20 protein-coding genes and 2 tRNA genes are annotated in these 23,258 nt (G+C 42.3%); 19 read left to right on the top strand and 3 right to left on the bottom strand.

The features are described 5' to 3' along the window. The first annotated feature begins 62 nt into the window (after window positions 1-62). From ACFSJE_RS18140 to ACFSJE_RS18095, 10 genes are all read left to right on the top strand, one after another. Window positions 63-137 (top strand) — tRNA-Val (locus ACFSJE_RS18140). A gap of 159 nt (window positions 138-296) precedes the next feature. Further along, window positions 297-605: a hypothetical protein gene (locus tag ACFSJE_RS18135; protein WP_379832283.1), complete on the top strand. Its 309-nt coding sequence runs from the start codon at window positions 297-299 to the stop codon at window positions 603-605. 157 nt (window positions 606-762) lie between these two features. Continuing rightward, entirely contained in the window at window positions 763-1,326 is a 564-nt protein-coding gene (locus ACFSJE_RS18130; protein ID WP_379832282.1) for an RNA polymerase sigma-70 factor, read from the top strand. Window positions 1,327-1,436: 110 nt separating this feature from the next. Then, window positions 1,437-2,390: a FecR family protein gene (locus ACFSJE_RS18125; RefSeq protein ID WP_379832281.1), complete on the top strand. Its 954-nt coding sequence runs from the start codon at window positions 1,437-1,439 to the stop codon at window positions 2,388-2,390. Between the two features lie 199 nt (window positions 2,391-2,589). Continuing rightward, a complete protein-coding gene (locus ACFSJE_RS18120) occupies window positions 2,590-5,793 on the top strand; it encodes a SusC/RagA family TonB-linked outer membrane protein (protein ID WP_379832280.1) in 3,204 nt (1,067 codons plus the stop codon). A 20-nt stretch (window positions 5,794-5,813) separates the two neighbouring features. Then, the gene (locus ACFSJE_RS18115; protein WP_379832279.1) at window positions 5,814-7,559 is read left to right on the top strand and encodes a RagB/SusD family nutrient uptake outer membrane protein; all 1,746 of its coding nucleotides are present in this window, start codon (window positions 5,814-5,816) and stop codon (window positions 7,557-7,559) included. A gap of 82 nt (window positions 7,560-7,641) precedes the next feature. Beyond that, the gene (locus tag ACFSJE_RS18110; RefSeq protein WP_379832278.1) at window positions 7,642-8,775 is read left to right on the top strand and encodes an alkaline phosphatase; all 1,134 of its coding nucleotides are present in this window, start codon (window positions 7,642-7,644) and stop codon (window positions 8,773-8,775) included. Continuing rightward, entirely contained in the window at window positions 8,768-10,537 is a 1,770-nt protein-coding gene (locus ACFSJE_RS18105; RefSeq protein WP_379832277.1) for an alkaline phosphatase, read from the top strand. Before ACFSJE_RS18110 ends, ACFSJE_RS18105 begins: the two co-directional genes overlap by 8 nt. A 93-nt stretch (window positions 10,538-10,630) precedes the next feature. Continuing rightward, window positions 10,631-11,041 (top strand): 6-carboxytetrahydropterin synthase, encoded by a 411-nt coding sequence (locus ACFSJE_RS18100; protein ID WP_379832276.1) that lies wholly within the window; start codon window positions 10,631-10,633, stop codon window positions 11,039-11,041. 30 nt (window positions 11,042-11,071) lie between these two features. After that, window positions 11,072-11,146: transfer RNA gene (locus ACFSJE_RS18095), tRNA-Val, on the top strand. Window positions 11,147-11,240: 94 nt separating this feature from the next. Here the strand turns inward: ACFSJE_RS18095 and ACFSJE_RS18090 are convergent. Next, complete coding sequence (locus ACFSJE_RS18090) at window positions 11,241-11,402, bottom strand: hypothetical protein (RefSeq protein WP_379832275.1); 162 nt, start codon at window positions 11,400-11,402, stop codon at window positions 11,241-11,243. Between the two features lie 153 nt (window positions 11,403-11,555). On the opposite strand from ACFSJE_RS18090, the gene ACFSJE_RS18085 reads away from it, so the two are divergent. From ACFSJE_RS18085 to ACFSJE_RS18075, 3 genes are all read left to right on the top strand, one after another. Continuing rightward, window positions 11,556-11,774 (top strand): helix-turn-helix transcriptional regulator, encoded by a 219-nt coding sequence (locus ACFSJE_RS18085; RefSeq protein ID WP_379832274.1) that lies wholly within the window; start codon window positions 11,556-11,558, stop codon window positions 11,772-11,774. 137 nt (window positions 11,775-11,911) lie between these two features. Then, entirely contained in the window at window positions 11,912-12,772 is an 861-nt protein-coding gene (locus tag ACFSJE_RS18080) for a DUF6882 domain-containing protein (protein WP_379832273.1), read from the top strand. A 148-nt stretch (window positions 12,773-12,920) separates the two neighbouring features. Then, entirely contained in the window at window positions 12,921-13,463 is a 543-nt protein-coding gene (locus tag ACFSJE_RS18075; RefSeq protein ID WP_379832272.1) for a hypothetical protein, read from the top strand. A gap of 87 nt (window positions 13,464-13,550) precedes the next feature. Here the strand turns inward: ACFSJE_RS18075 and ACFSJE_RS18070 are convergent, their stop codons facing one another. Together ACFSJE_RS18070 and gldJ are read right to left on the bottom strand one after the other, a co-directional pair. Continuing rightward, entirely contained in the window at window positions 13,551-14,825 is a 1,275-nt protein-coding gene (locus ACFSJE_RS18070) for a UDP-N-acetylmuramoyl-tripeptide--D-alanyl-D-alanine ligase (RefSeq protein WP_379832271.1), read from the bottom strand. A 63-nt stretch (window positions 14,826-14,888) separates the two neighbouring features. Then, the gene (gene gldJ, locus ACFSJE_RS18065; RefSeq protein ID WP_379832270.1) at window positions 14,889-16,544 is read right to left on the bottom strand and encodes a gliding motility lipoprotein GldJ; all 1,656 of its coding nucleotides are present in this window, start codon (window positions 16,542-16,544) and stop codon (window positions 14,889-14,891) included. A gap of 385 nt (window positions 16,545-16,929) precedes the next feature. On the opposite strand from gldJ, the gene porV reads away from it, so the two are divergent. The 6 genes from porV (at window position 16,930) to ACFSJE_RS18035 (ending at window position 23,257) form a co-directional block, all read left to right on the top strand. Then, on the top strand, window positions 16,930-18,075 hold the full coding sequence (porV, locus tag ACFSJE_RS18060) for a type IX secretion system outer membrane channel protein PorV (RefSeq protein WP_379832269.1): 1,146 nt from the start codon (window positions 16,930-16,932) through the stop codon (window positions 18,073-18,075). A gap of 75 nt (window positions 18,076-18,150) precedes the next feature. Next, on the top strand, window positions 18,151-18,642 hold the full coding sequence (gene cdd / locus ACFSJE_RS18055) for a cytidine deaminase (protein ID WP_379832268.1): 492 nt from the start codon (window positions 18,151-18,153) through the stop codon (window positions 18,640-18,642). Window positions 18,643-18,722: 80 nt separating this feature from the next. Beyond that, window positions 18,723-19,721, top strand: a complete 999-nt coding sequence (gene pdhA / locus ACFSJE_RS18050) for a pyruvate dehydrogenase (acetyl-transferring) E1 component subunit alpha (RefSeq protein ID WP_379832267.1) — start codon at window positions 18,723-18,725, stop codon at window positions 19,719-19,721. Window positions 19,722-19,725: 4 nt separating this feature from the next. Next, a complete protein-coding gene (locus ACFSJE_RS18045; protein ID WP_379832266.1) occupies window positions 19,726-21,372 on the top strand; it encodes a pyruvate dehydrogenase complex dihydrolipoamide acetyltransferase in 1,647 nt (548 codons plus the stop codon). 107 nt (window positions 21,373-21,479) lie between these two features. Further along, window positions 21,480-22,475: a M28 family metallopeptidase gene (locus ACFSJE_RS18040; RefSeq protein WP_379832265.1), complete on the top strand. Its 996-nt coding sequence runs from the start codon at window positions 21,480-21,482 to the stop codon at window positions 22,473-22,475. 98 nt (window positions 22,476-22,573) lie between these two features. Then, complete coding sequence (locus tag ACFSJE_RS18035; RefSeq protein ID WP_379832264.1) at window positions 22,574-23,257, top strand: SDR family NAD(P)-dependent oxidoreductase; 684 nt, start codon at window positions 22,574-22,576, stop codon at window positions 23,255-23,257. The last annotated feature ends 1 nt before the right edge of the window (window position 23,258 follow it).

Below are 23,258 nucleotides of genomic sequence, written 5' to 3'. Positions count from 1 at the left end.
TTTTCTTTTTTGTATCAGAAAAAGGATGCTATATTTGCACTCCATTTGAGAAAAATGGAATAGGGCGCTTAGCTCAGCTGGTTCAGAGCACCTCGTTTACACCGAGGGGGTCGGGGGTTCGAACCCCTCAGCGCCCACAGAAAAAGAAAAGGCCTTCGAGTAATCGGAGGCTTTTTTATTTGACACCCTTCACATCCCTGTATCCGTCCTTTTTTAAAGTTGCACCAATGTTAATTTAACGTTTCTTAATTGTAAAATAATCGGGCGGTTTACCTAACTTCGCAAAAAACGAAACAGTGAAAATCAATTGGAAATCCACTGAAGGAAGCAACAAAACAACGCCTCTACAACTACTTAACTTGGAATACGCTGTACAACTGCAGGTCATCAAGATATTGATTAAAGAAGTTGAGCATTTAGTGCAGTACCAATCACTGATTGTGGTGGAGGTTGACCCAAAAAATGGAGCTGTTGCCATAAATGAAGAAACACCGGAACCACTTTTCTCCATACTTCAAAGAAACTTTCATGGGTTCGATTCAAAAGTGGAAAAGGCTTTTTCAATCGGAGAAAAGGAAAAGCTGCCTTCTTTTATTTCTATTTAAGGGATTTTTCTTGTTTTCCAATCGATTTCATCCCATTCCCTGACCAAATACTGTCGATGCGCACAAGTGCTTTTAGCTAATTAAAAGCCATTTTCAACACGGAAACTTTACAATATCATAATATCTGTCCGTACGAATTTTTATGAAATTTGTGCTGATGAGAGAAGGCTATAACGAGAAGGTTTCTCTGGAGAAGCTCGCCAGGCAAATAAGCAATTCGGACAGGAACGCGTTCAATACCCTGTTTGATTTGTTATGGGAACCCATGTATACCTATGCCTCTGCGCTCATCATGGATGACTCCATTGCAAAGGATTTGGTCCAAGAAGTTTGGATAGATTATTGGCAACGCCGCGAAGACTTGGATATTCAGCGGATACGCCCCTACCTTTACAAGGCCATTCGCTACAAGTGCTACAATACCCTTCGTGATACAAAGTTCAACGAGACCCAAATTGAGGCGGCCAATTCCGTTTATGTGGCTTCTGAAGTTGAAATGGAGGAGGATTTGGACGAATTGTACATCCGAATTCATGATACTATTGCCAGTCTCCCCGCAAGGTGTCAGGAAGTTTTTAAACTGAGTCGGATAAACCATATCAACAACCGCGAGATTGCCGAAAAATTGAATATTTCACAGCGTTCCGTGGAAAATCAGATATCATTTGCCCTTAGAAAACTTCGGAAGGACCTTTCCATTGTTAAGTTTTTTTCCTTCTAAATCCCTGTTTCTTTACCTAAAGGTTAACAACATTAAGTAATCATCAACTTCACTTTTTTTGATGTGCGTAGGTGTGTGTTCCCGGTACTCTTAGGTGAAACGAGAACACAATGACCGAACAGGACATTAAAAGATTGATGAAAAAATACCTAGAGGGTACTCTTACCAAAAGAGAGGAATCCCTTTTGGAAAAGTTCGACAGCAATCTTTTAAAAAGAAATCAAAAGCAAGCAGTCCAAAGTGATGTCCAGAGGCGTCACATCAAAAGAAAACTTGCCAAGCAAATCCAGCAAAAACCAAAAAGCCGAGCTCAAAAATGGTTGGGGATGGCCGCAACCTTGGCCTTATTGCTGTCCGTAGGATATTTTACCTACAACCAGTTTCATCAGGAACCTGCTCCGCAACCTATTGTAGAAATGGTCAAAACCACGGAGTGGGGTAAAAAAATGAACATTACCCTGCCAGACGGCACCGAAGTACGATTGAATTCGGGGAGTACGCTCAAATTTCCAGATCGGTTTGAAGGAAATACGCGGGAAGTGGAGCTTATTGGCGAAGCCTTTTTTAACGTTACCAAGAATCCGAACAAGCCCTTCATTATAACCTCCGGAGAAGTGAGCACCACGGTTTTGGGAACCTCCTTTAATGTCAACACCTACCCTGAAAATCAACAAATAGCCGTTACGGTCGCTACCGGTAAGGTAAAAGTGGCCTCAAAGGATGCGGAAGTTCTATTGGGACCCAACGAACAGGGCGTTTTTGACAAAGGGACCAAGCGCATTTCAAAAGAACAAACCAATGTTGAGGCATTCCTGCATTGGAAAAATGGCGTGTTGCATTTTGAAGATGTTACCCTCAACAAGGTGATGGAATCCTTGGAGCGCTGGTATGGCGTAAGCTTTGTTTTTGAAAATCCAAATTTTGGCGGTTGCCATCTTACGGCCAGTTACGACAACGAAATGCTGTCAGCGGTATTGGAGAGCATCATATTTACCAAAAAAGGACTGGCATACGAATATGTGGGGGACAAAAAAATACTGATTAAAGGAAAATGCACTGACTAATACATAAACCAACTAAAAAGATGTAAAGCGTATGAAATAAACCTCTACAAAAAAAAGCAGTCTGCAACACTTTGGCGAGCGGAAACAGACTGCTGGCAGTTTAACAATTACAAATTCTTATAACCATTAAACATTATGTGAAATTATGAATTCACTGACTATTAAACAATTTATCAAATTGACTTTCCAAACATTTTGCTTGCTGATTGTCCTTGCACTGTTGAATCCAGTGCTTGCCGCTGATGCCAGAGGGCAGAAATTGGACAATTTTAAAGTTAACCTTTCGGTTGACGATGCCACGGTAATCGAGGTGTTGCAACAAATAGAGGAACAAACGGAATTTAAGTTTGTCTACGACCGAAAAGTAAAGAGGTTGCAAAAAACCTATGACATTGCCTACAATGGAGTTTCTCTTCGTTCCATTTTGGAATTGATGGCCAAAGATGCCAATCTAACCTTTAGAAGAATCAACCATACCATTTCCATCGACGTAAAACCCGAAGCTCCCAAAAGAGTTGTTGAAGTGGAGTTTGTAACCGTTACCGGTACCGTTACCGATGAGTACGGAGTTCCGTTGGCGGGAGCATCCGTGGCTGAAAAGGGAACTGCAAACGGTACCATTACCGATTTTGATGGAAACTTTTCCATTGATGTGGAAAATGATGCGGTTCTTGAAGTGTCTTACCTAGGATTCAAGCCGCAAGAAGTAGCCGTAAACGGTCGCACTACCATCAATATTCAATTGCTTTCCGATGCCACATTGTTGGATGATGTCGTCGTAGTTGGGTATGGTACGCAAAGAAAAACCGATGTAACGGGTTCCATTGCTTCTGTGGCCAGCGAAGATTTCAATAAAGGAATTGTGGCCAACCCAGGTCAACTTTTACAAGGTAAAGTTGTGGGTGTAAACGTTTCCAACACCAGTGGTGAGCCAGGTGCCTCGCAGGATGTAATCATCCGTGGTGTAGGTAGTTTGCGTTCCGGGACCACACCTCTTTATGTGATCGATGGATTTGCACTGGACAATACAGGTACAGGAATTGCTTCGAACCCATTGAACTTCATCAATCCACAGGATATAGAGAGTATTGATGTGCTTAAAGATGCCTCGGCCGCTGCCATTTATGGGGCAAGAGCCGCTAATGGTGTAATTGTGATCACCACCAAAAAAGGAAAAGCTGGAAGAACCCAAATGGATTTGAGCGTTACTACCGGTTTTTCAACCTTGGCCAATGAGGTCGATGTATTCAGCGCCGATCAATTCCGTAGGGAAGTGGTTGCTGCTGGAGGTAACTTGGATGACGGCGGTGCCAACACCAACTGGCAAGATGAATTGACCAGAACCGGTGTTTCCACCAACGTGAATTTTTCGGTAAGTGGTGCTTCTGATAAATTTTCATACCACAGTTCCCTTGGCGTAAATGATCAAGAAGGGGTATTGCGCGGAAGTAACCTAAAAAGATACTCCGGTCGTGTAAACTTGACCCAAAAAGCATTGAACGATCGCTTTAAAGTGGAGTTCAACATGACGGCCAGTAGAACAGAAAACCTAAGACCAGATTCTAGGGCCATTGTTGGTGATATGTTGCAACTCAACCCAACGTATCCAGTTTATGGGGAGAATGGCGAACCCGTTTTACTGGAGAACAGACTCAACCCATTGACACGTGAGCAGATTTATAGTGATGCTGCCGTTAACCACCGAATCCTGGCCAATATTGCACCTTCTTTGGAAATTGTAAAAGGACTGACTTACAAATTGAATCTTGGGGTTGATTATTCTTCAACCGAAAGAGATGTGCAGTACAAACCTTATTCTTTGTTGGAAGGATACATCAACGGTTCGTTGAACTCCATTTACACCACCAATAAAAACTCTTTGGTGGAAAACACCTTGACCTACAATTACGCTACCGATATGCACAATTTCACCATTTTGGCAGGACATACCTATCAAGAAACCTATGTGCACCAAAAGGCGTTTGATTTGGAAGGCTTTTCAGATAATGGTATTGACCCAAAATATCAAGATCAGATTAGTGGTGAGAACACACAGACCTACATGAACACTTTTGCTACGAAAAATGAGCTGCAATCGTTCTTTGGAAGGGTCAACTACGGATTCGATAATCGATATCTTTTGACCGCCACCATGCGTGCTGATGGTTCCTCAAAATTTGGAGGTAACAACAAATACGGATATTTCCCATCCGTGGCTTTGGGTTGGAACATTATGAACGAGGATTTCATGAGTTCAAACAATGCCATCAATAACCTAAAACTTAGAGCAAGCTGGGGTAAAACAGGAAATCAAGAAATCCCATCCAAGATTACCAAATTGAGCTACACGGATAGTAAGGATGGAAACGATTCTTATCCTATCAATGGGGACGAAGACTCACTTGAGGATTATCCATACGGAACCATCTTTACCCGTTTGGCCAACCCAGACATTCAATGGGAGGTTTCCACCCAAACTGATATAGGTCTTGATTTTGGCTTTTTCAACAACAGATTGTCCGGTACCTTGGATTATTTCAACAAGGTTTCAGAGAACATTTTGTTGGAGGTTACGCCCACCGACCCTGTTCAGCCTACAGATAGGTATTGGACCAACATTCCAGATATGCAGATTAAGAACAGCGGTTTTGAATTTGCCTTGGATTACCGAAGTGATGCCAGCGGTGATTTTACCTATAATATTGGTGGTAACATTGCCTACACCAACAACACCGTGGAAAATTCACCCTACGCGGTGTTGACTACAGGTGCCGCACAAGGTGCTGGGCAAACAGATGCAACGATCAACGGTAACATCAACGGAGAGGCCATCGGTTCATACTACATGCAGGAGTTTATGGGAATCGGAGATGATGGGCTTAGCCTTTTGTCTGAAGACCGCAGGGTTGTTGGAAGTGCTTTGCCAGATGTGGTGTACGCTTTTTACATCAATCTTAACTACAAGAATTTTGATCTAGGATTGAATTTTAACGGGGTGGCAGGAAACATGGTGTACAATCACACTGCAATGTCCATGTTTACCAAAGGTTTGTTGGCGTCCAATTTCAACACCACAAGCTTGGCTTCCGAGTTCCCCAATGAAGATATCACCAACTCAAACTCCGTTTCAACACGGTATTTGGAAAAAGGTGATTTCTTGAGGTTGAACAACGCCACATTGGGTTACAATCTTCAGCCCGAAGTAGTGGGACTGGGAGGTCTTGTGAATAATATCCGTTTGTCAGTGACCGGTCAAAATCTATTTGTGATCACGGATTACAGCGGATTTGACCCAGAAATCAATTCCAATTTGACCATAGATGGTATCCAAACCTTTGGAATTGACTACTTCAACTATCCAAAAGCAAGAACCCTTGTATTTGGGCTAAACGTATCATTCTAATCAAAAAAAACATGCTTCAAATGAAGAATAAAATAATAATCGCACTTTTCGGATTTGGTTTATTGGCAAACATAAACTGTACCGATTTAGAGGAAGAAGTTATAGATGAATCCCTGGAGGGCAGCGGACAAGCTGAATTGATCAGTGGTGCCATTGCCCCAGCTTACGGTCAAGTAGCATGGGTTTGGAGACATACCAACTACTACGGTTTGCAGTTGATTGCCGCTGACGAGGCTATTTTGCCCTACCGTGGTGGAACCGACTGGTATGATGGTGGTAAATTTCTGGAGACCCACAGTCATACCATTTCCCCAGCCAATGATTTGGTAGGAAGCTCTTGGAACGAGGTCACCAAAAACATTTCAAGAACGCTATCTGCAATCGAGGTGTTGCGCCCACTTGCCGAAGCTGGTGATGCAGAAGTGCAGGGAGCCCTTAATGAGATGATTGCCCTTCGGGCCTATATGAACATGCTTACCTTGGATGCTTGGGGATTGGTCTTCAAAAAGGAAACTTCCGAAGAGCTTTCCGAAATTCTTAGGGGACAAGATGCCATTGACTATATTGAAAGTGAATTTTTATCCGTGGTGGATGACATCAATACCAACAGAGCTCCAGGAAGAATTACCCAAGCTGCTGTTTGGGGCTTTTTGGCCAGATTGAATTTGAATGCTGCGGTATACCGTGATCCGTATGGTACACCAAATTTCACCACTGAGGATATGGATCGTGTCATTGAATACACCGATAATATAATTAATTCCGGGAATTTCTCATTGTCACCTGAATACTTTGATTTGTTCGATGATGACAACAATAGCAATCCAGAATTGATTTTTGCAGCGGACCAGCGCGGGGTAATGCGTAATGAACACAGCCGTTGGGCATACTGGTCATTGGCCGGTTCTTGGTTTCCAAGACCTGAGTGGCCCAGCGCCGACGGTACCGATGGTCCTGCCATCACTTCCGATTTTTACCAAACTTGGGTAGATGCCAATGAGGGTGTTGATCCTGCTGAAGCGGATTCTCGGTTCTTTAAAATGAATCAGATGATTCCTGCGGAGTTGCAAGACTTGACCGGAGTTACCCCTGAAAATGATGAAGATCATTACTATTGCATCGCTGCTGATGATTTTGAAATCAATCGTGGCATCATTCGAGGAACCATTTGGGGTCCCAGAAAGGATGATGGCGGTTCTTTTTATACCTGTGATGGAGGTTATCGCATCTATCCTGTGATTCAAACCAAAGGAAACGGTCCTGATAAAGATGTGGACTATGTGAGCCACACCTTGCAAGTGGATTTTTCCAACGAAGGTAGATTGCACCGAAACGGATACCGTGTTTCCAAATATCAGTTTAGCCATAGCTCGGACAATGGTAACAACTACAGCAGTGTCGATTTGGTTTTCATGCGTTTGGCTGAAATTTATTTGATGCGCGCTGAGGCCAAATTGAGAAAGGGAGACAATCCTGGTGCTTTGGTCGACTTGAATACCGTAAGAACCTCAAGAACTGCCCGTCCAGACCAAACCCCAGACGCTTTGGGGGCCATTGATTTGGACATTCTTTTCCGTGAGCGTGGTTTTGAATTGTACTGGGAAGGTTTCAGACGTACGGACCAAATCCGATTTGGCCACTACGAGGACACTTGGACAGAGAAAACAGATACAGACGTACATCACAGATTGTTCCCCATACCTCAGGATGCCATTGATGGGGCATCCAATTCACCAGGGTATTTGGAGCAGAACGAAGGCTATTAATCAGGTGTATTTTGCAGAGAACGCGGCAAGATGGTTTTACCTCTTGCCGCTCTCGTTTTAATTCATTCGTAAAATTGTATACATGAGATTTTCATTTCAAAAACTGATGTCGGTGGGGTTGTTACTGGGAATTATAGGTTGCACCACCAAGCAGGTTGAGGAAAAGCCGGCCCAAGACGAACCTGTAAGCATCATTCTAATGATTGGTGACGGAATGGGGGTGCCACAAGTGTCTTCAGCCTATTATTTTGGTGAGGGTGAGCCTAATTTTTCCCGATTCAAACAAATAGGGTTTCATAAGACCTCAGATAAAAGCCATAGAATTACAGATTCTGCGGCAGGTGCAACAGCTTTTTCCATTGGACAGAAAACGTATAAGCGTGCCATTGGAGTTTCTGTGGATACCATTCCACAAGAGACCATTCTGGAGCATCTTCAAAAGCAAGTTTACCAAACAGGACTCATTAGCCTAACCACGATTACCCATGCCACTCCGGCCAGTTTTTATGCCCATGTAAAAGATCGGGATTTGCATGAAGACATCGCGAAGCAGTTGACAACCGCCAAGGTGGATTTTATTGCGGGCGGAGGCCGAAATTATTTTAGAAATAGAACCGATGGCAAGAATCTTTTTGAAGAATTTGAGACGCAAGGTTATCATTTGGATACGCTTCAATTGTCTGAACCGGTCTTGGGTCAGCGCAATGCTTATATTTTGGCTGATGAGGGGATTCCTTCCAAAATTGAGGGGCGTGGCGAATTCTTGAGCGAGGCCACTTCAAAAGTGTTGCATTATTTTGAAGGGAACGACAAGCCATTTTTTATGATGGTGGAAGGTTCGTACATTGATTGGGGTGGGCATGCTGAAAATGCAGAGATGATGATTTCAGAAGTGCTGGATTTTGATAAGACCTTGGGCGTTGTCTTGGATTTTATTGAAGAACACCCCAACACCCTACTTGTGGTGACCGCCGATCATGAAACCGGCGGCGTCAGCATTGGAAAATATTATGATATTGATGAAAGTACAGGGCAACAAACCGAAGTTCCGGACAAGGTCACCGTATATTTTAACGATAGTCAACACAGTGGGGAGCTTATTCCTGTCTTTGCCCAAGGAAAAGGGGCGGAGAATTTTCAGGGAATCTATGAAAACAATGAAATTTACCATAAAATACGTAGCGTGTTGCATTCTAAAACTGTAGAAAATGAATAAAAGAATTCTGCTTATCCTTATCGCTTTTTTGGTATTGATGGGGGTTGGAGCACTTCAAGCCCAAGACTACAAAGTACATTCACACAACGATTATGCGCAGGAGCTTCCTTTTTGGTATGCGTACAGCAATGGGGCAGCCTCCATTGAAGCCGATGTTTTTTTAAAGGACAACGAGCTTTTTGTGACCCACAGCGAGGATGAAATTGTGCAAAATCACACCTTTGAGAAACTCTATTTGGATAGGTTGCAAAGCTTACTTCAATCTGGAGAGCTTCGGGAATTGCAATTGCTCATCGATGTGAAATCTGGAGCGGAAGAAACATTGAAAAAATTGGTTGAGGTCTTAAATGGATATCCCCAGTTATTGGAATCTGGTAAAGTCCGATTTGTGATTTCAGGAAACAGACCCAAACCAGACGCTTATAGAAACTATCCAGATTTCATTGGGTTCGACCATCAGAATCTGGATGAATTGAGTGCCATTTCACTTGAAAAAGTAGCCTTGGTCAGCGTGAGTTACAAAGACTATTCCGTTTGGAATGGTTATGGACGAATGACCGCTCCAGACTTGGAAAAGGTGAAAATAGCCATAGAAAAGGGCAAAAAAGTGGGAAAGCCATTCCGTTTTTGGGCCACACCAGATACCAAAACCGCTTGGGCGCGTTTGGCAAAGCTGGGGGTGGATTACATCAACACGGATGAACCTGCTCTGGCTAAGCAGTATTTGGACCATCTGGATAAAAATACTTTCAAAAAGGAAAGTCCAGTGGCAGTGTATCAACCAAAATACGAATACGACCCCAATGCAAAACCGAAGAATATCATTTTAATGATAGGTGATGGCAATGGGCTGGCCCAAATATCTGCGGCGATGATTGCCAATCAAGGGAATCTAACCATGGCAGGAATCAAAACTATTGGTTTGGTAAAAACCGCTTCGTATGATGATTTAATTACGGATTCTGCCGCAGGAGCTACGGCTATGGCCACTGGAACCAAAACCAACAATAGGGCCATTGGTGTCGACCCAAATGGTAAAGCATTGACCAGTTTGGTCGATATTACCAGCGAGCATGGGTTCAATACCGCCATTGTGACTACCGATGCTATTTACGGAGCCACGCCTTCTTCGTTTTATGCGCACCGAGTGGAACGCGATGACACCGAAGGACTTGTAGAGGATTTAAAACAAAGTAAACTGGATTTCTTCATTTCCGGGGGACAAAATCAGGAAGGGTCCATTAAAGATGCTTTTACCACCCAACCTATGGAGTCGTTTGATTCGTTTCAGGAACCGACCGCCATTTATTTGGGGGAAAACAAGGTGCCATCCGTTCAAAATGGACGAAAAGATGCTTTTCCAAATGCGGTGAAAAAAGCCCTTGGGGTATTGGACTCTGAGGAAAAACCCTTTTTCTTGATGGTGGAAGGTGCCCAGATTGACAACGGTGGGCATTCCAACAGCACTAGCGACATTGTTGAGGAAATGCTCGATTTTGATCAAGCCATTGCAGAAGCGTTGCGTTTTGCTGATACCAATCAAAACACTTTGGTGGTCATCACTGCAGATCATGAAACTTCTGGTTTTGGAATTGTGGGCGGAAACCAAAGCGAAGGTATGGTTCAGGGGGATTTTTTGACGGTAGATCATACAGGAATCATGGTGCCCTTGTTTGCCTACGGCCCCCAATCCCAAAATTTTGGTGGGATTTATGAGAACACTGAGATTTTTCAAAAGATAGTAAAGGCCATCCGTAACTAAGGGTGGCTTTTCCCTTTTATCAGTAACAGAATATCTGTCGATTTTTTCGTGGGGTCCTATTGTAAAAAGTATCTTTGCAAAAAGTTTGCTTTAATGATTGCCACGATTTGCAGAAAAGCTCATTTTAATGCCGCCCATAGGCTTCATAACCCTAATTGGAGTCAGGAAAAGAACATCGCCGTCTTTGGAAAATGCAATAGCCCCAATTATCATGGGCATAATTTTGACCTAGAGGTACGGGTTAGGGGCGAAGTGGACCCGGATACCGGTTTTGTGATGGACTTGGCGGTATTGGGAAGTTTGATTCAGGATGAGATTGAAGAGCGTTTTGATCACAAAAACCTGAATGAGGATTGCCCTGAGTTCGCTGATATATTTCCTACCACGGAATATTTTGTGAAAGTCATCTATGACATCCTTAAACCCAAGCTTGAAAAAGGCCAATTACTGCACATTACCCTGCACGAAACACAAAAGAATTCGGCAGAGTATGGAGATTGGTAACAAATTTCCGATATTGCACCGCTTTTTAATGGGATATTAGCTCAGTTGGTTTAGAGCGCTGTCTTGACAGGGCAGAGGTCACTGGTTCGAATCCAGTATATCCCACTACGGTAGTGGCTTTAGAGCGCTGCCTTGACAGGGCAGAGGTCGCTGGCCTGCCTGCCGTCAGGCAGGTTTGAATCCAGTATATCCCACTTTTCTACTCGTATTTAGCAATCTCTTTCCGTAGTTTTTGGTTACTGCGCTCCAAACGTTCGTTTTGGTGCCGTAAGTTACCTATTGCCTTTTGTAGGGCTTGTAGACTTTCTTGTTGTAGGCCAATGATTTGTTCCAGGTCTGATTTGGTGAAGCTTTTGCTCATAATTATGTTTTTAATCTCTAATAAAAACTTTAAAAGTTTATTTATCTCCTATAAAAGCATTTCAAAGTTATATAAAGATTTTTAAATCTCCCAATAAAGTATATTTTACTGCCTGTAACAGTTATTTTTCTTAATTATTTTTAATGCTCAATCATGGCATTTACAATGGATAAACCAGTTTACAATAGAATTAAAGCGGTTTTAGCCGAAAAGGGAAAAACGAATAATTGGCTGGCAGACGAATTAGATATGAATACAAATACTATTTCAAAATGGTGCCGGAATGATATGCAGCCACGGGTTGAAACATTGTTTCAGATTGCTAAAGCTTTGGATGTGGATGTACGTGAGCTTCTTGTGTCCACCAAATAAACGATCCCAATAAAGGATGATCAAATACATCGATTTTATTCCATTTTGGCGGTATATAGATGTATTTTATGCTCATATAAACAAGTTGTAGCTAATTATACGAAATGCACAAATTGACATTGACAATAATATTAACTATGTTTTCATTCATTTCTAAAGGTCAATCCGACTTGGAAGCTAAATTTTCAGAAGCCAACTCTGATATGAGTTTAAGAAATATGTACCATAGAATAGTCTGGAATATGCAACCGACAAATGAGTACTTATTTGACCAAACAAGAGGAGAAGTAAAGTACATAATTGAGGAAAACGGATATGAAGTAATTGCTAAACCAAAAGTTATTGGAACCTTTAACCTTGATGACAAAACGTTTCTATGGTCGGACAAAAATCCTTCAATAAATGTCAAACTAACCGATAAAATAGATTCGTTTAGAAAAACGTTGCCAAAGCAATATCAGAAGAATAAATTCAAAGCAGATACTGATTTTATTAAAAATTTACTCTCGTTGTTTAGTTTTTATATTGATGCTAATGCATATGATAATCAACGTCAAAATAATGCAATCATTTACTACGCGCTTTCAGAGGTTAGAATTTTTAAGGACGGCAAAGAAATTAAATTAATTAACCCTAAAAATCATACAATACCAATCCAAGCCCAACAACACATTGAACTGATAAAAAAATTTCACAAAGAAAAATTTGAAATAAACAAACAGTATAATGAAGATAAGATAAATTCAGACCAAGCTTTTGAGAAAATTAAAAATGTCCACCTAAAATATTGGCTAAACGAAGATTCTTACTTTTTCCCTGCTTTGTCATGGCCTTGTGATTTTGATGAAAACTCTATTCTGGAGTGGAAAGAATTTAAAATCGATGACAATAGACTTTTTGTAATGTACACGACTGATTTAGGATGGACTACTGAATCTTATGCTTATGAAATTGATTCAGATGCAAATGGAGATAAAATAATAATAAACGAATTTTAAAAATAACTAGCTACAACAACGGCTATAATTCAGCGTGGTGATAGTACTAAAACAAAGAACATTAATAATAATTAGCTTGATTTCTCTGCGGAATAGTCCTGCGGACGATTCCACGCCGAAATCATAGCCAAACCGTTGTATGCCATTTATGAAAAATCTGCTCCTCATAATATTTATTGCGACCACTTTTAACTTGACTCACTGCCAAGAAGAGTTTTCAAAACATTCATTGCAGTTCTATAAGAATAGTTCTGAAAGGAAAACAAAAGGTTCAGAAGTATGGATTGTTGTGGACGGGAAAATAGTAAAAGGGCAAAAAATTGGAGATTTGTATGCGTTCCCTAAGCTGGACAAAGAAGATTCTTTTCAATTAATTGTAAAAACAAATGGAATTGAAATTAGGACTGGGACATATAAGTCTTGGTATTTAAACAATGGCTCGTCTCTAATTGCTGGAAAATTGACCAAAATAGAAAAACTTCTATCAGTGGCGGAATACAATGGAATGGATAAGAACGAAGATGATTTTGATGTTTTTTCAAAACGATTTTTCATTGTAGATGATGTCTATACAATCGACATTGGCGATTATCAGAAAATCAAACGATTGGACTACCTAATTGTAAATCCAAATCAAGATGGCGATGGAGTTTATTCAATGACTCAACAAATAGTAAAACTCAAAAAATAAAAACGGCATACAACAAGGGATATAATTCATTATTTCCTCCTGCCTTGAGCTAATTTCCAATACTTAAAAGTTCAATAAACAAAGGGTTTACACCAAATCCAACACCCGCTCCAAAGCCATTCCTCTGCTTCCCTTAATCAACACCATGCCTTTTTGTAATGGATTTTTTTGGATGTGTTCCTTTAACCCATCAAAGGAGTCAAATTTGGCAAGTGGTGTTTTTGTGCCGTAGAAATTTTTTCCAACAAGAAAAACAGTTTGGAACCCAAGGCTTTCGGCCAAATCTGCAATAGTTTGGTGTTCTTCCGCAGCGGTTGGCCCCAATTCAAACATATCGCCAATAATAAGCGTTTTATTTTCGGCCTGCATGGCATTGAAATTCTCCAAAGCGGCCCGCATGCTGGTGGGGTTGGCATTGTAGGCATCGAGAATAATCTTCACCCCGTTTTTCTCTATGATCTGCGAGCGGTTGTTCTGCGGTTGATAGGACGCTAAGGCCGTTTTAATGTCTTCCAGAGGCACATTAAAATATTTGCCCATTAAAATAGCGGCACAGCAGTTGGGGAAATTGTATTTTCCAATAAGTTGGGTCTCCATTCGGGTTCCTTCCACTTCAAGAACCACATACGGATTGGCTTCAATGAATTTGATGTTGTAGTATTGGTGGTCTCGGGTACTGAACCCCATTTTTTTAATGTAGGACCCCAACTTTTCTAACTGAACAGGGTCGTCCGCATTCATAAAAATATATTTGTCATGCGCCATAAGGTGGTCATATAGCTCACTTTTTCCTTGAATGACGCCTTCCACACCGCCAAAGCCTTCCAAATGGGCTTTGCCAAAGTTGGTGATATAGCCAAAATCGGGCTGGGCAATGTTGCACAAAAACTCGATTTCCTTTTTATGGTTGGCCCCCATTTCAACAATGGCAATTTCCGTATCCTTTTCTATGGAAAGTAGGGTCAAGGGAACTCCGATATGATTGTTCAGGTTGCCTTTGGTGGCGACGGTCCTGTATTTTTTGGAGAGCACGGCATTGATCAACTCCTTGGTGGTGGTTTTTCCATTGCTTCCGGTCAGGGAAATGACCTTTGCATTGGATTTTTTCCGGTGGTAGGTAGCCAATTGTTGCAAGGTTTGCAATACATCATCACAAAGTATATGTCGCTCAGAGGTTTTGTATGCTTCTTCGTCAATGATGGCATAAGCCGCACCCTTTTCCAAGGCATCAGTGGCAAATTCATTTCCATTAAAATTAGGGCCTTTTAAAGCAAAAAAGAGGCAATTATCCGTGATTTTACGCGTATCTGTACAGATTACGGGATGCGCCAAAAAGAGCGCGTGAAGCTGTTCCATTGTCATAAATCGAAGATAAAAAAAAGCCCCGACCAAATGCCGGGGCTTTTAAAAATTTGTAAGCTGAATTTATCTCGCTTTTTTATGTCGTACTGTTTTGTTCTTGGTTTTGGATTTTGATCCAACCCTAGACATGGCACATCTAAATCCGATATCATCAGTGGCCATATATTGTGGCAAATATCTACGTTGTGCAGGGTCTAACCAATACGCTCTGTCTCTCCAAGAACCACCCTTGTATACACGCACTTCATCATTGATCAAAGAGGTTCTGTAGTTAGAGGTGTCATATTTTCTAACAAGTTTTCCGGTGGAATCACGCTCAGCTTCAAACTGAGGGGAGTCGTACATTTTTCTGTTGTCTTCCTCATCACTGAACCTGCTAAAGAATCTTGAAGAACCTGGGTCTCCATCTCTATATCCACGGTTATCACTCTTGTCAAAGTTGGTACGCAGATAGGTTTCTTCTTCACCCACGGGAACTTCTTTGATTTCACCAGGAAGATTCATGGCTACTATTTTTCCGTTAGGCAGGGTGTCGTAAACAATTTTGTCTTCCAAAATCTCAACTTTACCATCTTCGCCAATGGCTTTTTTCATGAAAACGTTTCCACGATAGTAGTTAAAGTCACTGATTTCATCATCCACGATAGGACGGTATACATCCGCTACCCACTCGCTAACGTTTCCAGCCATGTCATATAGACCAAAATCGTTGGGCTTGTACGATTTAACCTGGGCGGTGATATCGGCACCATCATCAGACCATCCTGCGATTCCGCCGTAATCCCCTTTACCTTGCTTAAAGTTGGCCAACTGGTCACCACGACCTACACGTTGTCCGTTTCGGGTATAATCTCCTTCCCAAGGATATTTTTTTCTACCTCTGTAGTTGTTGTATTCTCTTGAACCCACAAGTGCTTCAGCAGCATACTCCCATTCAGTTTCGGTAGGAAGTCTGTATTCTGGCATTATAACACCGCTACTTCTTTTTGCAAAAGCATTGATGGAATCACGTTTTTGTTTTCCTTGAAGTGAATCAATTTCACCACCATAAACGGATTCTGGGTTGTTCAAATAAGCTTCAGTACTAAAAGTCCCTTCAACCTCACCGTTCATTACCTTGTACTTGGTATCGTCGGCCAAATAACCTTCTCTTTCCAACATTAATTCGTTTACCCTATCGGTTCTCCACTCGGCATACTGCGTAGCTTGTACCCAATTGACACCAACTACAGGATATTCTGCATAAGCGGGGTGTCTAAGATAGTTGTTGGTCATGGTCTCGTTGAAGCCCAATCGGTTTCTCCATACCAAGGTATCAGGCAATGCGCCTAAATAGATATTGGCATAGGTAGGATTTTCTGGCGGATAAACTTCCTTTAGGTAATCCAAGTACTCTAAGTACATTACATTGGTCACCTCGGTTTCATCCATGTAGAACGATTGTACGTGTTGTTGGGTAGGTGTGTTGTTCCAATCGTGCATGATATCGTCCTGAACCTTACCTTTTGTAAAGGTTCCCCCTTCTACAAATACGGTTCCTGGAGGCGTTTCCTGCTCCTTAAAATCTGAATTGTATTGAAATCCACCCTCTTTGGCATTAATTTTCCATCCCGTGGCTCTGGAGACGTTTTTTGAGGAGGATGAGGAGTTTTTGCAGCTTGAAAAACTTCCCACTACAATGGCGCAAGAAAGGACAACTTTGATAAAGTGCTTTTTCATAATTTGGGCTTGAGTACTTTAAAACTTAGGGCTTAATACCCTTAGTAACTTCAATTTGTTTTGATTTTTTAAATCCTTCAATGGCATTAAAACGATGTTTTGGCCATAATATTTTGTGCTCATGAAATAATTGTAACAATACCGTTTTCAACAGTTGCTACAATTCTGTAACGCATCGTACTTTAAAATAGTATGGACTGGCCTTGATTTAACGGTTTTAAAGTGCTGCTGCCCTGATGTTAAAAACCCGTATAGTTATCTTAAGGTATAAATTGTGCAAAAAAACGATACCTTATTACAAGAATTTGCACAAAAGGGCGTTAACATGTAAACGTCTAAGATTGTTTTTGGACCTAAGAACTTTACTAAACGCTAAAAACTTAAAATGAAAAAGTTACTGATATTGGTAGTGCTCCTTGCTATGTCTGCGCGGTTGAGTGCTCAGCAAGAACGAGTAATTACAACGGCTGTTCCTTTTTTGACCATTGCTGCCGACGCTAGAGCTTCCGGTATGGGTGATATGGGTGTCGCCACTTCTTTTGATGCCTATTCACAACAATGGAACCCCGCCAAATATGCGTTTGCAACCCAAAAAATGGGGGTGGGCGTAAGTTATACCCCTTATTTGGAAACCATTGTCAACGATGTTTCCCTATTGAACGCCAATTTTTACAACAAGCTTAATGACCGAAGCGCTTTTGCTTTTGGTCTTCGTTATTTTGGTTTGGGTGAAATCGAATTGCGCCAGACCATTGATGAGGATGCAACATTGGTTAAACCCAATGAATTTGCCATTGATGGTTCATACTCCCTAAAATTGAGCCAAAGCTTTTCCATGGCCGTTGGAGGACGATTCATCAGCTCCAACTTAAGATTCCAAGATGGAACGCAAGATTCCCAAGCTGCAAATGCTTTTGCCATTGATGTGGCTGGATTTTTCCGATCTAGGGAAATTGCATACAGCAATTTTGATGGCCGCTGGAGAGCTGGATTTAATATTTCAAACATAGGAGGGTCCCTTCAATATGATGCAGGCGGACAGGAAAACTTTTTGCCGACCAACTTGAAGTTTGGAGGTGGATTCGATTTTATTTTCGACCAAGACAACGTTTTGGCGTTGAATACCGAATTCAATAAATTATTGGTGCCTACCCCACGGGATTTTAACGGAGACGGAGTAATTGGCCCAGAAGATAATGACGAATACCAGAACATTAGTTTCTTTAAAGGAATGTTCGAGTCTTTTGGTGATGCCCCTGATGGTTTCAGCGAGGAATTGAAGGAAATTACCTGGGCACTTGGCGCCGAATATCGATTTAGGGAAGCCTTTATGTTGAGAAGTGGGTATTTTAATGAAAGTCAGGATAAGGGTTCAAGAAAGTTCTTTACCCTGGGTGCCGGTTTTAAATTTAAGTCGGCCCAGATAGACCTATCCTACCTGTTCTCCACATCACAAGTGAAGAATCCATTGGAAAACACATTGCGTTTCTCGCTTACCTTTAATTTTGGCGAGGAATTTTATAACGATTAATCCGTACTAAAATAGTAGTGCAAAAGCCTGTCCTTTGGATGGGCTTTTCTTATTTTTGGTTAAGACGAAAGTCATATGGAGAAAAAACAGATCAGTTTTGAGCTTTCCATTTTTGAGAACATGGAAGAGCTTTCACAAAGTGAACAAAAATTGTTACAGGTCGCGGACCGAGCCCGTGAAAATGCCTATGCCCCGTATTCCAATTTTCAAGTTGGGGCTGCGCTTTTATTGGAAAACGGTGAAATTATTATTGGGAGCAACCAAGAAAATGCATCGTATCCTTCAGGGCTTTGCGCGGAGCGTGTGGCCGTATTCCAGGCGGGCGCCAGATTTCCGGGAGTGGCCATTAAAATGCTGGCGATAACAGTAGCTTCCAAAGAGCATTTGGTGGATTCCCCTGCCGCACCCTGCGGCAATTGCAGGCAATCCATCATGGAGTATGAGCAAAATCAAAAATCGCCAATAGTACTCTTGCTTAAAGCGGAAAAAGGACCGATATACAAATGCAATTCCATGGGTGATATTTTACCCTTGGCCTTCAACAGTTCATTTTTGGGGGATTCTTAAACCATTTCTTTTTCCAAAAGAGATATATATGTATTTTTGCTCTCCCCGCAACAAGGGAATTTCACATAATTGTATCGTTGATGAAAAAAATCACTAAAGAAGTTTACCTAAAATGGTACGAGGACATGTCGTTCTGGAGAAAGTTCGAGGACAAATTGGCCGCTGTATATATTCAACAAAAAGTTAGGGGTTTTCTCCATTTGTACAATGGTCAGGAAGCTGTTTTAGCAGGATCACTGCACGCCATGGACCTTACCAAGGACCGTATGATAACCGCGTATCGTAACCACGTACAGCCTATTGGGTTGGGTGTTGACCCAAGACGTGTTATGGCCGAGCTTTATGGCAAGGTTACAGGAACTTCAAAAGGTATGGGAGGCTCCATGCACATTTTCTCCAAAGAGCACCGCTTTTACGGAGGTCATGGAATCGTTGGTGGACAGATTCCATTGGGAGCTGGACTTGCCTTTGCCGATAAATATTTCAAAAGGGATTCAGTGACCCTATGCTATATGGGTGACGGAGCCGTTCGTCAAGGTTCATTGCACGAGGCGTTCAACTTGGCGATGCTATGGCAATTGCCCGTAGTGTTCATCTGCGAAAACAATGGGTATGCCATGGGTACCTCAGTGGCCCGTACAGCACACACCACAGATATCTGGAAATTGGGCTTGGGTTATGAAATGCCTTGCGGACCCGTTGATGGAATGGATCCTGCAATCGTAGCCAAGGAAGTGGACAAGGCCGTTGAGCGTGCCCGAACCGGTGGTGGACCAACCTTTTTGGAAATGAAAACCTATCGTTACCGCGGTCACTCAATGAGTGATGCACAACATTACCGTACCAAAGAAGAGGTTGAGGAGTACAAAAAAATTGACCCTATTACTCAAGTAAAAGATATCATTCTTGAAAAAGGTTACGCTTCTGAAGAGGACCTAAAAAAGATTGATAAAAGTGTGAAGGATTTGGTAAGCGAATGCGAGAAATTTGCCGAGGAATCAGATTTTCCACCAATAGAACAGCTGTACGAGACCGTATACGAACAAAAGGACTATCCATTTTTACAACATAAATTATAAGTAGATGGCAGAAGTAATCAACATGCCGAGGTTGAGCGATACCATGGAAGAAGGAACCGTGGCAAAATGGCTCAAAAAAGTAGGAGATAAAGTGGAAGAAGGAGATATTCTGGCCGAAATCGAAACCGATAAAGCCACCATGGAATTTGAATCATTCCATGAAGGAACACTGCTTCATATTGGGATACAAGAAGGAGATGGCGCCCCTGTTGATTCGCTTTTAGCCATAATTGGTGAAGAAGGAGAAGATATTTCCGCCCTGCTTAATGGCAGTGGTTCATCAGAATCCAAAAAGGAAACAGCCGATGCACCAGAGGCCAAGGCCAAAGAGGCACCGGCTGCAGAACCAGCCAGTGCGCCCGTTGAAATTCCTGAAGGCGTGGAAATCATTACTATGCCCCGTTTGAGTGACACCATGGAAGAAGGTACCGTGGCAAGTTGGTTGAAAAAGGTAGGGGATAAAGTTGAAGAGGGAGATATTTTGGCTGAAATCGAAACCGATAAGGCCACTATGGAGTTTGAGTCATTTTACTCAGGCACCCTTTTACATATTGGAATCCAAGAGGGTGAAGGCGCTCCGGTAGATTCACTTTTGGCTATCATTGGTCCAGAAGGAACAGATGTTGATGCCGTATTGAAGGCACAAGCGGGTGGAGGTTCATCTTCAAGTGCAGCTGCCAAAGAGGAAGCCGCTCCAAAGACAGAAACAAAGACCGAAGAAACCGCAAAGACTGAATCGGCCACTTCCCAAGACAGAAGCAGAATCTTCGTGTCGCCTTTGGCTAAAAAGATTGCTGAGGAAAAAGGAATCGACTTGACCAACGTTAAAGGTTCAGGAGATAACGGAAGAATTGTAAAGCGAGATGTAGAAAGCTATCAACCTTCACAGACCACCGCTACACCAGCAGCTGAAAAATCAGCTGGAACTGCTACCGCTCCTGTAGCTCCTATAAGCTTACCGGTAGGTGAAGAAAGTATGGAAGAAGTGAAAAACTCAACCATGCGCAAGGTCATTGCCAAGCGCTTGGGCGAATCCAAATTCACAGCACCTCACTACTATCTTACTATTGAGGTAGATATGGAAAATGCAATGGCTTCAAGGTCGCAAATCAATAATTTGCCCGATACCAAAGTATCGTTTAACGATATGGTGTTGAAAGCCTGTGCCATGGCCCTTAAAAAGCATCCTCAGGTCAACACCTCATGGAATGTGGACACTACAGTTTACAAACACCATGTGCACATGGGTGTGGCCGTTGCTGTGGATGAAGGATTGGTGGTGCCTGTTATCAAATTTGCAGACCAACTCAGTTTGACCCAGCTTGGAACGGCGGTCAAAGATTTGGCCGGAAGGGCACGAAGCAAGAAAATTGCTCCAAACGAAATGGAAGGAAGTACGTTTACCGTTTCCAATTTGGGAATGTTTGGAATACAAGAGTTCACTTCAATCATCAACCAGCCCAACTCGGCTATTTTATCCGTAGGTGCAATCGTGGAAAAACCCGTCGTCAAGAATGGACAAATCGTGGTTGGCAACACCATGAAGGTAACGTTGGCTTGCGATCATAGAACCGTGGATGGTGCTACCGGTGCACAGTTTCTTCAGACGCTTAGGGCCTATTTGGAAAACCCAGTGACCATGTTGGCATAACTAATTGTCCCTTTCGACTCCGCTCAAGGGACGGTTGACAACTTATTAAATGAAAGCATCCTTTTAGGATGCTTTTTTTATCTTTAGGAAATTCAAAAAACGAAAAGATGAAATTGTTCTTACATACATTTACCCTGCTATTTTTGATGACCTGCGGCGGCACCCAGATGGTTCAGACACCATCAAACGCAGCCGAGCGGAGCGTAAACCTCAATACTGCAAAGAGTACTGATGACTCCTTTACCAACTCAGAACGAATTGGTGATATCATGAATTATTTGGCTTCGGACGATTTAAAAGGAAGGGATGCCGGAAGTGAGGGTATTGAAATGGCGGCCAAGTACATCGAGAACTACTTCAAATCGTATGGGGTGAAGCCCTATTTTGAATCCTATCGGGATACCATTGCCAATTACAAAGATCCCGCCTATAACATTGTGGGCATTGTGGAAGGCAGCGACCCTGTGTTAAAGAATGAATTTATTGTGATTGGTGCCCATTATGATCACATTGGCACCATAGCTCCTGAAAATGGAGACTACATCGCTAACGGGGCCAATGATAACGCATCTGGGACTACATCCGTAATGGAAATGGCCCGTTATTTTGGAACCCATAAGACCAACAAACGTAGTTTGATTTTCGCGCTGTTCACTGCTGAAGAAAAAGGATTGTTGGGTTCAGAACATTTGGCCAAAAGATTGCACGAGCAAAACCTGAATTTGTATACCATGCTCAATTTTGAAATGACAGGGGTGCCCTTGCAAGGCAAGGATTATTTTGTGTACATCACGGGCTATGACCGCTCCAATTTGGCGGAAGTGAGCAATGCATACGCTAAGGAGAATTTTGTTGGATTCTTACCAACGGCAAAAGAATACAACCTCTATCAGCGTTCGGACAATTATGCATTTCACCAGGAGTTTGGGGTGCCATCGCATACCTTCTGTACCTTCGATTTCACCAATTTTGGACAGTACCACAAAGTGGGGGATGAGGTTGACCTTATGGATTTTGACCATATGGCTACTTTGGTGAACAAAGTATTGCCCGTAATTGAGGGAATTGCCAACGGTCCTGAAAATGAAATCAAGCTAAACTAGAAAATGTACCTTTGAGAGCTTGCACTGAGCGAAGTCGAAGTGGGACTTTAGGGGTGTAAGGATTTCCGACTTCTCGGGAATGACAAAATGAGTTAGATATGGCAAATGTTATTATCACGGGAACAAGCAGGGGCATTGGATATGAGTTGGTAAAACTTTTTGCCCAAGAAGGACACCATGTGCTCGCTTTATCCAGAAATGCCAAACCCATTGCGGATTTAAATCTGCCTAATGTCCACACATTTCCTTTTGATTTGGGCAGCCCTCGGGATTTTGAAAAAGTAACCGACTTTTTGGAAAAGGAGAAGTGGCATATTGTGGATGTACTCATCAACAATGCAGGGCGTTTGCTCAACAAACCCTTTTCGGAAATAACCTCTGCTGAATTTGAAGCGGTTTACAAAGTAAATGTGTTCGGTGTCGCCGAATTGACCAAAACTGTTTTGCCCCAGATGGGTCAAGGAGGTCATGTGGTCACCATCAGTTCCATGGGTGGAGTACAAGGCAGTGTAAAGTTTCCGGGATTATCGGCCTATAGTTCAAGCAAGGGAGCTGTAATTACCTTAACAGAACTTTTGGCCGAAGAACACAAAGAAACCGGCCCCAGTTTTAATGTGTTGGCCTTGGGTGCCGTACAGACCGAAATGTTGGAAGAAGCTTTTCCAGGTTACCAAGCGCCCATAACCGCATTGGAAATGGCATCCTATGTCAAGGAATTTGCCCTAACTGGGCAAAAACTCTATAATGGAAAGTTGCTACAAGTGAGCAACAGCACACCTTAGT

The sequence above is a fragment of the Flagellimonas iocasae genome, from assembly GCF_042682725.1.
Classification (GTDB): domain Bacteria; phylum Bacteroidota; class Bacteroidia; order Flavobacteriales; family Flavobacteriaceae; genus Flagellimonas; species Flagellimonas iocasae.
Note: the sequence above shows the minus strand (reverse complement) of the source record. Positions and strands in the feature narration are given on the sequence as shown.